The sequence below is a fragment of the Frankia sp. CcI49 genome, assembly GCF_001983215.1.
GTDB lineage: Bacteria > Actinomycetota > Actinomycetes > Frankiales > Frankiaceae > Parafrankia > Parafrankia irregularis.
The window spans coordinates 217959-232413 of record NZ_MOWP01000007.1 but is presented as its reverse complement, the minus strand read 5'-3'; the positions used below and the strand labels follow the sequence as shown (position 1 = coordinate 232413).

Sequence of the window (14455 nt, the reverse complement as noted above, 5' to 3'; positions counted from 1 at the left end):
GGAGAGGATCTCCGCCTCCGCCTGCGCCTGCGCCGGGCCGCGGTCAGGCGTCCACCTGGTTGCCGCCCCGGTTGAGCCAGGCGCGGACGGCGCCGTTCGTCGGGTCGACGACGAGGTAGTCGTCGAGGCCGTCGCCGGAGATGTCGGCGAGGCGGACCTCCACCGGGAAGCCCATCGCGACACCGTAGGCGACGAGCTTCTTCGCCGACCACGAGTTGTCGAAGCCGCCGAGGTTGAACCAGCCGTGGAGCAGGTTGTTCTGCCCGGGGTCGCGCAGGACGTAGTCGGCGCGGTCGTCGCAGTTCATGTCCGCGAACACGGTCCGCTCCGTGACGGCGATGGTCCCCTGTGGCTGCGCGATCACGCCCTTCGCGGCCCAGCCGCCACCGACGTCCGTGCCGTTGTTCTTCCAGGCGCGCACGGAGTGGTCGACCGCCACGAGCAGGTAGTCGTCGTCTCCGTCACCGTCGATGTCGGCGAACTGCACCTCGTTCCCGGCGGCCCCCGACGGGCCCTGGGCGATGACGCCGAGCCCGGCCCAGGCGGTGATGCCGTTCGTGAAGGGGTTGTTGTTGCGCCAGGCCCGCACCCGGCCGTTGGCGGTGTTCACCACGAGGTAGTCGTCGCGCCCGTCGCCGTCGATGTCGGCGAACACGACCCGCTCGCCGGCGGCCGGGGACACGCCGTCGGCGACCCGACCGATCTTGATCCAGGCGTTGGTGCCCCGGTAGGCGACGTTGTCGTTGCGCCAGGCCTCGACCTCGCCCTTGGGCCCGACGAGGAGGTAGTCGTCGTCCCCGTCGCCGTCGAGATCGGCGAACGTCACCGACCTGGCGTTGGAGGCGGCGTCGGCCAGGTGGTTGCCGTACGTGCCCCGGCTCCTGAAGCCGTTCTCCCGGTCGGTACGTGTCGCGACCTTGTCGTTCTCCCACCAGGTCACGGTGCCGTCCGTGCCGAGGATGAAGTAGTCGACGTCCCGGTCGGCATCGGCATCGGCGAACTGCACGGCCGTGCCGCCCGTACCGGTGCCCGCCGCGATCTTCCCGATGGAGTCCCAGCCCGCGCCCAGGTCCTCCGCCACGTTGTCGTTGACCCAGGCCGTGGTCGAGCCGTCGGAGTTCACGACCAGGTAGTCGGCGTCCAGGTCGCCGTCGAGGTCGGCGAGGCGCACCTTCGAGCCCGGGTTCCCGGTGCCCGCGGCGATCCGGCCCAACCCGTTCCAGGCGCTCTTTCCGTTGACGAGGACGTCGCCGTTGCGCCAGGCGTCGACCGATCCGTCGGCGTTGACCACCAGGTAGTCGTCATCCAGGTCGCCGTCGAGGTCGGCGAACACGACCCGCGCGTCGGCGGCGGCGCCGGTGCCCGAGGCGACGACGCCCTTCGACGTCCAGGCGGAGCTGCCGTTGATCCAGGCGTCGTCGTTACGCCATGCCTCGACGGAACCGTTCGTGTGCAGCACGAGGTAGTCGGCGTCATGGTCGCCGTCGAGGTCGGCGAAGCGGACCTGCGACCCGCGACCGGCCACCCCGTTGCCGGACGCGACCTTGCCCCGGTTCTCCCAGCCATCCGTGATCTTGGTCCACAGGTACACGGCGCCGGTGTCGGTGACGATCGCGTAGTCGGTCTTGCCGTTGCCGTCGAAGTCCGCGAGGCGCACGTCACCGATCACACCGGCACTGGAGCTGTCCGGGTTGATCGGGCCCTGCGCGATCCGGCCGAGCGCCTCCCAGCCGCCGCCGGGGACCGCGCACGTCCCGGCCCCGCCGCCGGTGCCTCCGCCAGAGCCGTCGACGGCCGCCGGGTTGCTCACCCAGCCGTACTCCAGCATCGCCCGGACGGCGTCGTCGAACTGGATCGCCATGTAGTCGTAACCGGCGTCGTTCGGATGCAGCCGGTCGAACATCATGGCGTCCGTCATGGGCCCCATCTCAGCGAGCATGATCTTCTGCCCGCCGTCCTGCCGGTCCGCGACCAGCGACCGCACCGCCTCGTTGTAGGTGTTGCGCCGGTTCTGCGCCTCCGTGTCGCCCTTCACCGGCACCAGCGTCGCCACCACGATCGCCACTCCCGGCGAGGCCGCCCGCAGCCCGTCGATCAGCTCGCCCAGGCGGGCCGGCGCGCCCGCGACATCCTGGTTCTTCTGGATGTCGTTCGTGCCTGCCATCAGCGTCACGACGTTCGGCCGCATCGACGCCGCGTCCGCGACGGCCACGTTCGCGATCTCGTTGATGACCGCGCCCCGCCAACCGTTGTGGTTCCTGTCGGACATGGTCCCCGACGAGTTGGAACCCACGAAGTCCAGCGTCAGCACCGTCGGGCTCAGGGAGTCCCACAGCTCGTCCCGATAGCCGTTGTCGTCCGACGACCCGACGCCGTAGGTGATCGAGTCACCCACCGGCATCAGGCGTATCCCGGACAGGACCGACGCCGCGCCCGCCGCGTCCCGGGCGATGCGTTCGAGGATCGGCGCGAGGTTCTGGAGCTCGAGGCCCGCGTCCTCCAGGGCCAGGCCGGCGCCGCCGGTCCACCAGCCCGCCAGCGTCTTGCCGACCTTGACCGCGGTCCGGCCGATCGCCGCGAAATAGCCGGGCAGGTCGTCTTTCGCCCAGTTCTTGACCCAGGTTTCCCAGGCATAGCCGGCCGCGGCGCCGATGACGGTGGAGACGATGATCTTGGCCCACCCGTCGAGTGTGCCGAGCTTCTTGTCTATCGCCTGCACCAGGAACTGCCCGGCGAACCCGCCGATCGCGCCGCCGATGGCCGCGCACAACGCACCGGCCACCGCCGTCCCCCCGATGCAGGCGGCACGCACCACCATGCCCAGCCCGGTGCCGAGAGCGATCGCGATGGTATGGAACAGCGCGCTCACCTGGGTGCTTACCTCGGCCGCGGGGATGGTCACGCGCAGGACGGTGTCCGTCACCTCGACGACGCCGTCGACGTCCGGGTAGGCGCCGACATCGGCCGCGCCTCCCGGCAGGTCCGTCGGCAGCGCGAGCAGGTTCTGCTTGAACGCGTCGCTCAGCGACCCCTGCCGGGAGTTCAGCTCGGCGACGATGTCCGCCAGGGCCTCGCGGTCCACATCGTCGCCGAGCTCCACCTCGACGACGATGTCCTGGGGCGTGACCCCCGCGGCGAGGTCCGCCGGGGCCGCCGCGAGTGTGATCGCGCCGATCCCGTCGATCACCATCGACTCGTTCGGCCCGGACAGCTGGGGGGTCTGCGCGACCGGATGCACGGCGCCGGCGCCGAGCGCGACAGCCACGACCATGCCGACGGCGATCCGGCGGCCGCGCGTGAGCGTCCGCCGCAGCCGAGGTCCTACCTGAGTACGGCCGTCCATTCCTGGGCGCTCCCTGCCTGGAGTCCGTACCGGACCACCCTGGCGGGCGCCGGAACCGAGCGATCGCCGGAGCACGACAGGCACCGACCACCGGAAACAGCTCGCGCAGACTATCCACTTTCAGGCATTCCGGTGGACATTCTGGCCTGGTTCGACCTAATGCGCACGGTCCAGCACTCCGGCGACGCCGCCCCCTACACGGCTAAGGACGCACCCGGCGACTGCGACGCCATTCCGAGCACCACGTGATCACCGCCGGCGGAATGAACGACCGGCCAAACATGGCCAGGGCATGCGGACTTCGTGAAAACTGAACGTCCAAATGATGAACAATAGGGAAGATGTGGTCCCTTCATCCACGTGCAGAGCCCACCACCCCGCTCCCGACGGCTCGCTTTTCGGAGCTTCGCGGCGTGCGTGCACGAGCCTGACTCCCGGAGCGTCGCGCATCGGGTAGGCGACGCATCTGGGAGGAGGTTCGCGTCGAGCCCCGGCGACGACACAGACCACCACGTCGGGCTGGCTCGACGGCGACGGCGAATCAACCCCGCGACTACGTGGTACCACCGCGCGACGACAGCACTCGGGAGCTGGCTGGATCAAAGGCAGCGAAGATTCCGCAGTATGCGCTCGCGGCGGAACCGAACGATAGCGAACGCCCCAGAGCGGCTCCGACGTGCCGATTCTCGTCGCTCACACAGCATCACCTCAGGAAATCCTCATCTACCTCGCGACGTTCGTCGCACAATTTTCCGGATTCGTAGTCCACACGCACCCTCATCCCTCCGCAATCCCGTTCAGGAAGGGGCTTGGGGTACCAGACCAGGAGACTGCGAGGAACTCGCGGGCACGGGTACAGGCCACGTGAAGGAGACAGAGTTCACGCAGTATGTCCTCGGTGTACGCCGTCGGATCGGCGGCTTCCGGAGTGACAGCCCGCGAAAGTGGAACCGTGCGGGCCGAGACGTCGATGACGGCCATGGCACGGTATTCCAGCCCTTTCATCCGGTGCATGGTGCCGATCTCGACACCCCCACGCCGCTGCCGGTCAAGTGGACATGGCTCGATTCCAGCCTCGCGGAGTGCGCTGGCGACGTCGTCGGTCATCCTGCGGGTGCGAGCCGCGACGCCGATCTCGGCTGGCCGTACGCCCCCGTCAATCCAGCCACGGATCGTCGACACAAGCCCGTCAAGCTCGGCTGCCGTTGTCGGATAGCCGTGCGCGGCAGGGTCCTGCACGCCGCGGAACGCCGAGCGGTAGCCCTCCAGGCTGTCGGATCCACCGTCGAGATCGTCCACCGCCCGGCCGTCCAGCAGAGCCACGGCCCAGGTAAGAATGCGCTCGCTGGTCCGGTAGTTGAGCCGCAGGCGGTATGACCGACCGCGGACGTTGATGCCGACGGTGGTCAGCGCGACACTACGGTCGTAGATCCGCTGATGCGCATCACCGACGAGGAACAGATCGTTGGGGCGGTCGGGAACCAGGGCGCGAAGGAGCCGCCACTGCACGGGATGCAGATCCTGTGCCTCGTCGACAACGACGTGGGGAAACAGGTCGCCGGCAGCGCCGCTCCGCACGTATCGGACCGCGTCGTCCGCGAGCTGGTAGAAGGTTCGTGCGCCCGACTCGCCAAGCAGGCCCAGGAAGTGCTCGACGGTGTTCCAGACCCGGAGACGCTGCTGTCTTCCCAGCGGCTGCGTCCTTCCGGTTCGCGGGACCGAGAGGTAGTCGGCAGCCGTCCGCACCCCCCGGGCCAGTACGACGTTCTCCCATTCCGTGCGGAGCATGGCCGGGCTGAACTGCGTGCCCGTGGCTGCGGCAGCGGCGGTCCAGTGCTCCGTCAGGACTTCGTCGTCGCGAGCAACCACGGGCGGCGTGCCCTCGACGTCGCTCACGATTCGATGCGCAAGCGCGTCGACGGTGGTGACCTCGATCGCGGAGCGGGTGTCAGCACCAGTGGCCGCGTCAAGCGAGGCCAGGGCGGCCCGGAGGTCGTCGGCGAGGGTCCGGACGAATGTCGTGACAAGAACAGGCCGGCTGTGGTTGGCAGGCAGCCGACGGGCGAGATGGTGGGCACGGTGCAACGCAACGACCGTCTTGCCCGTTCCCGCTCCACCGGTGACCCGGACCGGTCCGGCGAACTTCTCCCGGTAGGCGATCCTGCGCTGGGTCGGGTGCAGGAAGATCCGCCAGAGCTCCAGTGGGTGCTCCAGTGCATCCTGCAGCTCCCGGGCACTCTGCGGCACGAAGACCGTCGGCGAGGCGAGAGGTGAGTGTGGGACGCCCGTCGCCTCGCTGCTGGCGGCCCCGTTCCCGATTCCCAACTCGGCCCGCACCTCGCGGACGGAGTAGCCGGCGGCGAGCATCTCGAGCACCTCGTGCTGGCTGAGCGGGATTGCCCTGGACAGCAGGTCGAGGTCGGCATCGGTTCGTACCCGGCGCACGAGGGGCATGCTGCCGGCGTCGATGCCGAGTTCCAGAAGCACGGCGTCGTCGTAGGCGTCGTACACACCTGGCTGGGGATTTCCGGCTGCGGGGGGTAGCGACGACGAGGCCTTCCGCACAGCGGCAAGGTCCACGATCTCCACCTCGCGCGTCGCGGAGTTGATCGCGAACGTGTGGTTCGCCAGCCAGGTGTATGCCCGGTCGTGCTCGAGGACGTCGAACAGTATGTAGTGGTCTCCCTCCACCGGAGCCATCACAACACCCCGCCAGAACTTCGTGACCCGGATGGTCCGTCCGCGGTCGTCCGCGATCGCGTGCGGCTTCTCGAGGTGAAGCCCGGCGATCGTGCTCTCCTGGAACTTTCCGAGCAGCTCGGGGATCCGCTTCTGGACCTCCTTCGGTAGGTCCGGAAGGCGTTTGAAGAAGCTCTGCGCAAAGCCGAGCGAGGCCATGGACACCCCCGAGTACTCGATCCGGCGCCTCGAGACGGAGCGCGGACAACCTGCACCGGCGCGTCCGAGGAAGCGTTGCGCTCCGCACCCGGCGCACACCGACGCGCGACGGCGCACATAGTAGTCCGAGATACCCGGTCTGCGTCCGTTCGGCAACCTGCGCTCACAGATCACAACGGTCGGCGGCACAGCACTCGACGGCAAGACACAGCACACCGCCGCACTGTCGCCATCCGCTTCACTTCATGCACAGACGATGACTAGGGTGTGCAAAAGGGGGATGTCCGGCCCGCCGCGCCATTCCTTCGTCGCGGAGGATCGCTGGTGGCGGTGGCGCTCTGTTTCCACGGGACGCTCTCATGGCGGACAGGGGACAAGGCCGCCCGGCCGGGCCCAGTACAGATGAGACACGGGGGAGTCGGTGGGTTCCAGGGCGGATGATCGACGGAAGATCGTCGAATATCTCGGGCGGCAGCTTGTCGGGCCCGTCGGCGGCGACGACGAGGTGCTGCTGGAAGAGCCCGCCGGGCGCTATCTGACCGCGATTCTGTACCCCCAGGAGCAGGAGCCCTCCCCCGGCGAGGAATCCAGGTCGGCAGTTGATCCCTCGGAGGAGAGCGACGAACAGGGTGGTCAGATCGGCGAGGAGGTCGACGAGGACCCCCTGACGCTGGCCGGCCAGCACAAGCCCAGCTCCGCAGGCCTGAGTTTCATGACCAGCGACTGGGCACCGATCGTTGCCGAGGTGGAGTTCGCCCGCTACGTCGCGGTCGGCGGGACACCTGGACGCTGGGCCCGCCAACCGGTTCGGTTTGTCGGCGATGACGCGCTGCAACTGGTCCCACCCGGTCCGGCCGATCGCCGGCGCACCCTTCATCTGCCGTTCTTCGACGGCCGGGCCAGCATCGACGTGGTCTGGCGGCCTCGGGAGAACGGGGGCGCCATCGTCACGGTGTCACTCGTCAACCGGTCCAAGGCCTCGACCAGGGCGGAGGACGCCGCCGGCTGCCTGCTGCAGGTGGTTCTGCGGGCACGGCCCAGGACCGGCACGATCCGGGCGTATCCGAACGCGCCGCATCTGTACGGCGACGACGAGGCCCAGGAGCTGGAACTCCTCTACCGCACCGCACCGACCTACGCCGTCGGCCACGGTGTCGCCGCGGCCTGGTCGGGCGACGGGAGGGAGACCCCGGAATGGGTGCACACGTCGTATGTACCGGCGCATGTCGTCCCCGGGATCTCGTTCAGCGTTCCCGGCCACCAGAAGATCCTCGACCTCGCCAGGCTCTCAAGGTTCGATTCCGCCGGGTCGGCCGAGCTGATCGGCGCACTCGACGCGTTCGTCAGCAGCTACGACGGCTGGGCCGAAACGCTCCGTCTGCGGCTGGACGCCGGCGAGGTGCCGGGCCACCTGCAGGCCGCAGCGGGCCGACTCATCGACGACGTGGACAAGGCCCGCCGGCGGATGCGGTCGGGAGTGCGACTTCTCGCGTCGGACGGCACTGTCCGACGCGCGTTCGCGCTCGCGAACCGCGCGATGCATCGGCAGATCGTCCACCGTGGGAAGAATCTCGCCGGTGAGCCGCACGAGACCTCCGACCCGCCCGTGGTCAACCCGGACTATCCGGAGAACACAAACTTCTGGCGCCCGTTCCAGCTGGGTTTCCTGCTGCTCACGCTGCCCGGTGCCGCGATGGAGGACAGCCCGGACCGGGAGATCGTCGACCTGATCTGGTTCCCCACCGGTGGGGGGAAGACGGAGGCGTACCTCGGTCTGACGGCCTTCGTCATCATGCTGCGGCGTCTTCGCGACGGTGACGAGGCCGCCGGTACCACAGTGATCACCCGTTACACGCTGCGGCTGCTGACGACCCAGCAGTTCGAGCGGGCGGCGACGTTGATCTGCGCCTGCGAGCTGCTCCGCCGGGAGGACCCGGCCACTCTGGGCCACGAACCGATCTCGATCGGGCTGTGGGTCGGCAACGACAACACCCCGAAGGACTACCGGGAGGCCCGAAAGCTGCTGGAACGGCTCCAGGCGTCCGAGTCCGTCGACACCAGCTTCCAGATCGGGCTCTGCCCCTGGTGCGGCACGAGGATCGTTCGCGGGGAGCGCTCCGTCAACCACCAGTGGGGTGTCGTGGCGACCAACGATGCCTTCCTCGTGCACTGCCCGAACCGAGGCTGTCCCTTCCACGACCGGCTGCCCCTCTCATCCGTGGACGAGGATCTCTACGAGCACCCGCCGACGTTCCTCGTCGGCACTGTCGACAAGTTCGCCCGGACGGTGTGGGATCCGCGGTGTGGCGTCTTCTTCGGCTCCGGTGACCACCCCGGCCCGTCCCTGATCATCCAGGATGAGTTCCATCTCATCTCCGGCCCGCTCGGCACGATGGTCGGCATCTACGAGGCGGCCTTCGACGTCCTGCTGGCGCACAACGGGGCCCGACCGAAGCTCGTGGCCTCGACCGCTACGGTCCGACGCGCACAGGAGCAGACCAGGGGTGTCTTCGGGCGGGAGGTCGCGCTGTTCCCGCCCGCCGGTCTGGAGGCCGACGACTCGTACTTCGTGCGCACGGACCGCGAGGCGCCGGGCCGCCTGTATCTCGGTGTGATGCCGCAGGGGCACACACCGCTGACGGCACTCGTCCACCTGGCTGCGGCACTCCTGCAGAGCCCGGTCGACGTGGAGCTGACGCCCGACGGTGCAGACCCGTACCGGACCCTGGTCATCTACCACAACAGTCTTCGTGAGCTCGGCAAGACCGTCACCCTCGCCCACGACGACATTCCCGCCCGGGTGAAGGTGATCGCCGTCGACGAGAAGCGCCTCCGGCCGCTGAGTGACGACGACGTCATCGAACTGACCAGCAACGTTCCGGGGCGCGAGATCCCGAAGGTGCTGGAGCGGCTGGGCAGGTCGCACGACGAGCCCGATCCGGTCTCGCTGGCGGCGAGCACGAACATGCTGTCCGTCGGCGTCGACGTCCCCCGCCTCGGGCTGATGGTCATCGTCGGGCAGCCCAAGACGACGGCGGAGTACATCCAGGCGAGCAGCCGGGTCGGCCGGACGCACCCCGGGCTGGTGGTCACGTTGTACTCGCCGTCCAAACCACGCGACCGCTCCCACTACGAGGCCTTCATGGCCGATCACACGAAGCTCTACCGGTCCGTCGAGCCGACCTCGGTGACGCCGTTCTCCCTGCCGGCACGGACCAGGGCGTTGCACGCCGGTCTGGTGATCCTGGCCCGGCACGCCCGCGGCTGGAGCAGCGAACTCGACGCGGGTGCCTTCGACGGGGACGACGCCGGCATGAGGCAGCTCATCGACGAGCTGGCGGAACGCGCCCGAAAGGCGGATGCCAGCGAGTACGAGAAGGTGCGCGAGGACCTCCGGCGGCTGGCCGGCGAGTGGACGACCAGAGCTCGGGGGCTGGCAGCCGCGCAGCCCGGACTGACCTACGCGACCAGAGGCACGAAGAACCCGGCGCCGGCGCTGCTGCGTCACTACGACCAGAAGGCCGAGGCTTGGCCGACGCTCGACTCCATGCGCAACGTCGATGCCATGGTGAATCTCCGCATCAGGGGGGAGAAGTGACGGTTCGCAGGGTCCGCCGGTCCCAGACCGTCAGCCCGTTCGGCGTCGGGGCGATCATCGACGTGCTCGGGGAGTCCTTCGTCGCCGAGGACGCCGGTCGATGGCCATGGCACGACATCATCCCGATGCCCCGCCTCGCCGAGATCCTCGGGGTCACACAGATCGGGGCGGCACCGGCGGACGGGCTGATCTCCTACTACCGCTTTCCCCGGTGGCTGTTCTGCCCCGGCTGCCGCCGGATGGAGGAATGGAGCCCCGCCCGGGAGAACAAGAACACGGTTCCGGCCTGTACGTACTGCCCGAAACAGCGGCTGGTCCCCATGCGGTTCGTGGCGATCTGCGGCAACGGCCATCTCAGCGATGTCAGCTGGTGGCGATGGGCGCACTCCAGCAGGTTCGGTACCGGTGGTGGCGCCTGCCGGGGCAGCCGGCTGGCCTTCGAGACCAGCTCCGGCGTCGGCGGCGGCCTGCGTTCCACCCAGGTACGCTGCCTCACCTGCAACGCGGCCCGTTCGCTGGAGGATCTCCCGACCAAGGACGCGCTGAGGCGTGTCGGGCAGCAGTGCTCGGGCCGCCAGCCCTGGCAGATCCCCTCCGAGGAGGAGAACTGCGACCAGCACCTGCTCGCCGTGCAACGCGGAGCATCGAGCGTCTACTTTCCCCGCACGGTGTCAGCGATCGACATTCCCCCGGAGTCCGACTGGAACACGCGGAACGATCCGGCGTACCGGCTGCGCGAGAACAGCGACTTCCGATGGCTGGTGGAGCGTCGCGGCCACCGGAGCTGGGAACAGCGCCTTGATGACCTGTCCGAGGACGAAGGTGTTCCGAAGGAGGACATCAGGAAGCTGCTGGACCAGGTGGGGGCGCAGGAGGAGGTCGTTCCGGTCGCCCGCTCGGAGGACGACATCGCGCCCGGCGAGTGGGACGCGCTCACCGAACCGCCTGCGATCGCCGATCCCCGTGACTACTTCCAGGCCAGGGCGACGACGATCGACGCAGCGGCGATCACGGGCCGGCTGGCCAAGATCGCGGAAAGGCTCGGGTTCCAGGTCACCGGGGTGACCCAGGTCGAGCGGCTTCGTGAGGTACGGGTGCTGCGCGGCTTCGAGCGGCACACCATGCAGCGGGAGGTCCGTGCCAACCTCCGCTCCCGCACCGGATTCCTGCCGGGAGTCGAGGTGCTCGGCGAGGGGTTCTTCCTGCGTTTCAACGAGGAGGCGCTCGCCGCGTGGGAGCAGCGCCCCGAGGTGGTCGCTCGTGGGCGCGGACTCGCACTACGCAAGGATGCCCGACGCGAGCTCGTCTGGCTCCCCGATCCGACCCCCAGATTCCTGCTCCTGCACACGTTCGCGCACCTTCTGCTGCGTCAGACGGCCTACGAAGCGGGCTACTCGACCTCGTCGCTGCGGGAGCGCCTGTACGTCACCAACCCGAAGACCGACGGTCCGAGGATGGCCGGTGTGCTGATCTACACGGCGGCGGGCGACTCCGAGGGCACCCTGGGTGGGCTCGTCCGACTCGGGGAACCGGAACGGCTCGTCCGACTGATCGCCGGCGCGCTGGCCGCCTCCCGCTGGTGTTCGTTCGACCCGGTGTGCGGCGAGTCCACCGGCCAGGGACCCCACGGTCTGTCTCTCGCCGCCTGTCACGCGTGCTCGCTGGCGCCGGAGACCAGCTGCGAGGCCTCGAACCGGCTGCTCGACCGCGGCATGGTCATGAACGAGGAGTTCGGCTTCTTCCGGGACGTGCTGGCCACGATCGAGGACGCCTACGGCACCGGAACTCCGTGACGGCGACCGCTGTGCTCACCCCCGACGAGGACCAGGCGTTCCTGCCGGGTTCCCGTCTCGTCATCGCCACGCTGGGCTCGGGAATGGCCGCGTCGGCCGTTCGGGCCGCCAGGGCACTTTCCCTGGCGCGGCATCGGGTGACGATCGTCGCCGAAACCTCGATGCTCGTCGATCACCTTCGGCACCTGGTGCCACCCACGGAACGTGGCATCGAGGTCAGGACCTTCCACTCCTTCTTCTCCAGGTTCTGGCGCGAGCTGTTCCGTGAGCAGCCTCCCAGCTCCGAGCGCTGGACCTACGACTTCCGCACCTGCCTCGACCGGGTCTTCGACAGAGCGGTCCTTCCTCGCGTGGGTCGGCATGTCATAGTCGTCGACGGCACTCGGCTTCCCCGCGAGTTCTACCTCCTTCTACGGGCTCTGGGAGTGTCCACGACGGTCCTGGTGGAGGCTGACTCCGGACTCGGCGAGACCTCCGACCGACGGATCCGGTCGGCGCTGGGGAACCCGCCGGCGGTTGCACTTCCCGTCAACCGGAGAAACACACATCCCGTCGCCCGGTTGGCCAGTCACTTCCGCATCCAAGCCGGTTACGCCGAGGCTGCGCCACCAGCCAGGAACGGCGCCACACCTGCGCTCTGGCACACCTCGGACCTCACAGGCCTGGCCAAGCGGCTGCACGACCATCGCCGGCAGCATCCCCGCGCACGGATCGGCGTTCTCGTCCAGCAGAAGGCACAGGTGGACGCCGTCCGCTTCGCGCTGACCCAGCACACCGCGGACGGCGTCCAGTTCCAGCACAGCGGCTACCCCCGGCAACCCGGCGGGCGAATCGACCTGGCCAGCCCGGGGCTGAAGGTGACGACCTGGGCGTCCGCGCGGGGGGTCGAGTTCGACACCGTCGTCATAGCGGAGCTGCAGGACATCACGCTCGACGCGTCCTCCCCGATGCTGGCGGCACTGTTGGAGTACCTGGTGACACGGGCACGCCAATCGGTCGTTCTCGCCTACTCCGGCGAAGGCGAGCCGCGGATGGTCCGTGACCTCCCGCTACTCCTCCTCGACGACCAGCGGGGCAGGCTTACCGACACTGCGGAGACAACCGAGGCCGAGGACCCGGTCCCGGACGGCGAAACCGAGACCGACCCCGACGATCCTCTTGCGGAGGAGCCCCCGGCCGAGGAGTTCGCCCCGGAGCCCGCGGAGACCGGCCCGGTTGATCTTCCGGCGGAGGCCGTCACAGCAGCACTGCGCGTTCTCGACGACGACACGATGCGCCGACACCCTGGCAGGTACATCCTGACCGCCACCGAGGAGGTCGGCCTCGCGATGCTCATGCGTCCCGGCCGCCCGCTTCACGAAGAGCTGGGAAGAGATTTCCGCAGGCAGCTGGAGCGGACGGACGAGCGGGCACGAGCACACGACGCGCTGGTACTGCACAACCAGAGGCTGGTCCACTCCATCGCGCTGAAGTACGAGGGGCAAGGCCTCGAACTGGAGGATCTCTCCCAGCACGGAATGATCGGGCTGCTGAGGGCCGTCCAGAAGTTCGACGCGACCAAGGGGTACAAGTTCTCCACCTATGCCACGTGGTGGATACGTCAGGCGGTTACCCGGGCGCTGGCCGACGAGGGCCGGCTCATCCGACTGCCCGTCCACTTCGTCGAGAAGGTCAACAAGGTTCGGCGGGTCCTCGGTCAGCTGGGGATGTCGGTCGACAGTGCCGACGTCTCCGCCGTCACGGCTACGACCGGCCTTTCCGAACAGGAGGTCGCGCGATGCCTCCTCGCGCTTCATCGGCGCGTGGTCGGGCTCGACACGCCGGTCGGCGACGACGGGGACACCGTCCTCGGTGAGCTCGTCGGTCTTCCCGCGCCGCCCGGCACCGATCCGGACACGGTTCTCGACCGGGAATGGCTCCGGATGGCCGTTGCCAGAGGCCTTGCCGAGCTGAGTCCCAGGAACGCGGAGGTCGTCCGGCTGCGCTTCGGCTTCGATGACGACGAGCCCCGGACCCTGGAACAGGTCGGGCAGGTCTTCGGCGTGACCAGGGAGCGCATTCGCCAGATCGAGAAGAAGGCTCTGGAACAGCTGCGCGCACCACTTCGGCAGGTTCGTTCGGAGAACGCCGTGGGCCCGGGGCCAGGACCCGCGAAGGCCGGGACCGCAAGGCGTCCGTCCCCTGTCCGAAGAAACCTCCCGGTGCCCGAACCCGAAGGAACAACCACGACCGATCCGTCTGATCCCCCGGACTCGTCGTCCCGGGAGTCGACGTCGCTCACGACGCTTTCTACTGGCGGGGAGTCCGGGCCGGTTCCGGCGCCCATCGCCGAAAGGCTGCCGGAGTCGGCGGTCCTTCCTGTGCCGGTGGCTTCGCGGGATCCGTTCCTGCTCACTCACCCGGCAACGCAGGACCACGGCACGGAGACGGTGCGCGTCGACGGGCTGGTGGCTCACGTCCGGCCCTATGTCCTGCCACATCCGTCGAGGCTGGCGGAGGAGGACTTCGAGGAGGCCGGTGAGCTGTCGACCTGGCGGCGGGCACAGGGCGTGTACCTCGTGTGCGATGGCCGGTTCTGGTCACTCGGCGGGTGGCTGGGCCTGCCGGACCTCGTTTCCGACCCGAACTCGGATCTCGCTCGCATCGAGGTCGAGATCGAACCGTCCCAGCTCGATGCCTGGACCGACAGCGAGGCAGGACGGACGCCCATCGTCCCGGCTCCGCTGCAGAGGGATGTGTCCAGGCTTGCGAGAATGACGAGAGGGCTGTCGGCCGATGTGTTCCGGCGTCATCAGGCCTCGCCCGCGTAACTCCAGATCGGAC

At 68.8% G+C, this 14455-nt stretch carries 5 protein-coding genes; 3 read left to right on the top strand and 2 right to left on the bottom strand.

Annotation, left to right across the window (positions count from 1 at the left end):
- Positions 1–43: 43 nt before the first annotated feature.
- Both CcI49_RS07360 and CcI49_RS07350 read right to left on the bottom strand, forming a co-directional pair.
- Positions 44–3343 (bottom strand): FG-GAP-like repeat-containing protein, encoded by a 3300-nt coding sequence (locus CcI49_RS07360; protein WP_083749356.1) that lies wholly within the window; start codon positions 3341–3343, stop codon positions 44–46.
- Between the two features lie 777 nt (positions 3344–4120).
- Positions 4121–6241: a UvrD-helicase domain-containing protein gene (locus tag CcI49_RS07350; protein ID WP_076825221.1), complete on the bottom strand. Its 2121-nt coding sequence runs from the start codon at positions 6239–6241 to the stop codon at positions 4121–4123.
- Between the two features lie 421 nt (positions 6242–6662).
- Between CcI49_RS07350 and CcI49_RS07345 the strand changes: the two genes are divergently transcribed.
- Genes CcI49_RS07345 through CcI49_RS07335 form a run of 3 tightly spaced genes read left to right on the top strand, consistent with a single transcriptional unit; the run spans position 6663 to position 14442 of the window.
- On the top strand, positions 6663–9839 hold the full coding sequence (locus CcI49_RS07345) for a helicase-related protein (protein ID WP_076825218.1): 3177 nt from the start codon (positions 6663–6665) through the stop codon (positions 9837–9839).
- Positions 9836–11632, top strand: coding sequence for a DUF1998 domain-containing protein (locus tag CcI49_RS07340; protein ID WP_076825216.1), 1797 nt, complete (start codon positions 9836–9838; stop codon positions 11630–11632). Before CcI49_RS07345 ends, CcI49_RS07340 begins: the two co-directional genes overlap by 4 nt.
- Positions 11629–14442, top strand: coding sequence for a sigma-70 family RNA polymerase sigma factor (locus tag CcI49_RS07335; RefSeq protein ID WP_076825214.1), 2814 nt, complete (start codon positions 11629–11631; stop codon positions 14440–14442). The genes CcI49_RS07340 and CcI49_RS07335 overlap by 4 nt, the downstream gene beginning before the upstream one ends.
- The last annotated feature ends 13 nt before the right edge of the window (positions 14443–14455 follow it).

Bases quoted from the DNA above. Each gene is read 5' to 3' on its own strand.
- CcI49_RS07350 (WP_076825221.1), bottom strand. From the start codon at position 6,241: ATGGCCTCGCTCGGCTTTGCGCAGAGCTTCTTCAAACGCCTTCCGGAC.
- CcI49_RS07360 (WP_083749356.1), bottom strand. From the start codon at position 3,343: ATGGACGGCCGTACTCAGGTAGGACCTCGGCTGCGGCGGACGCTCACG.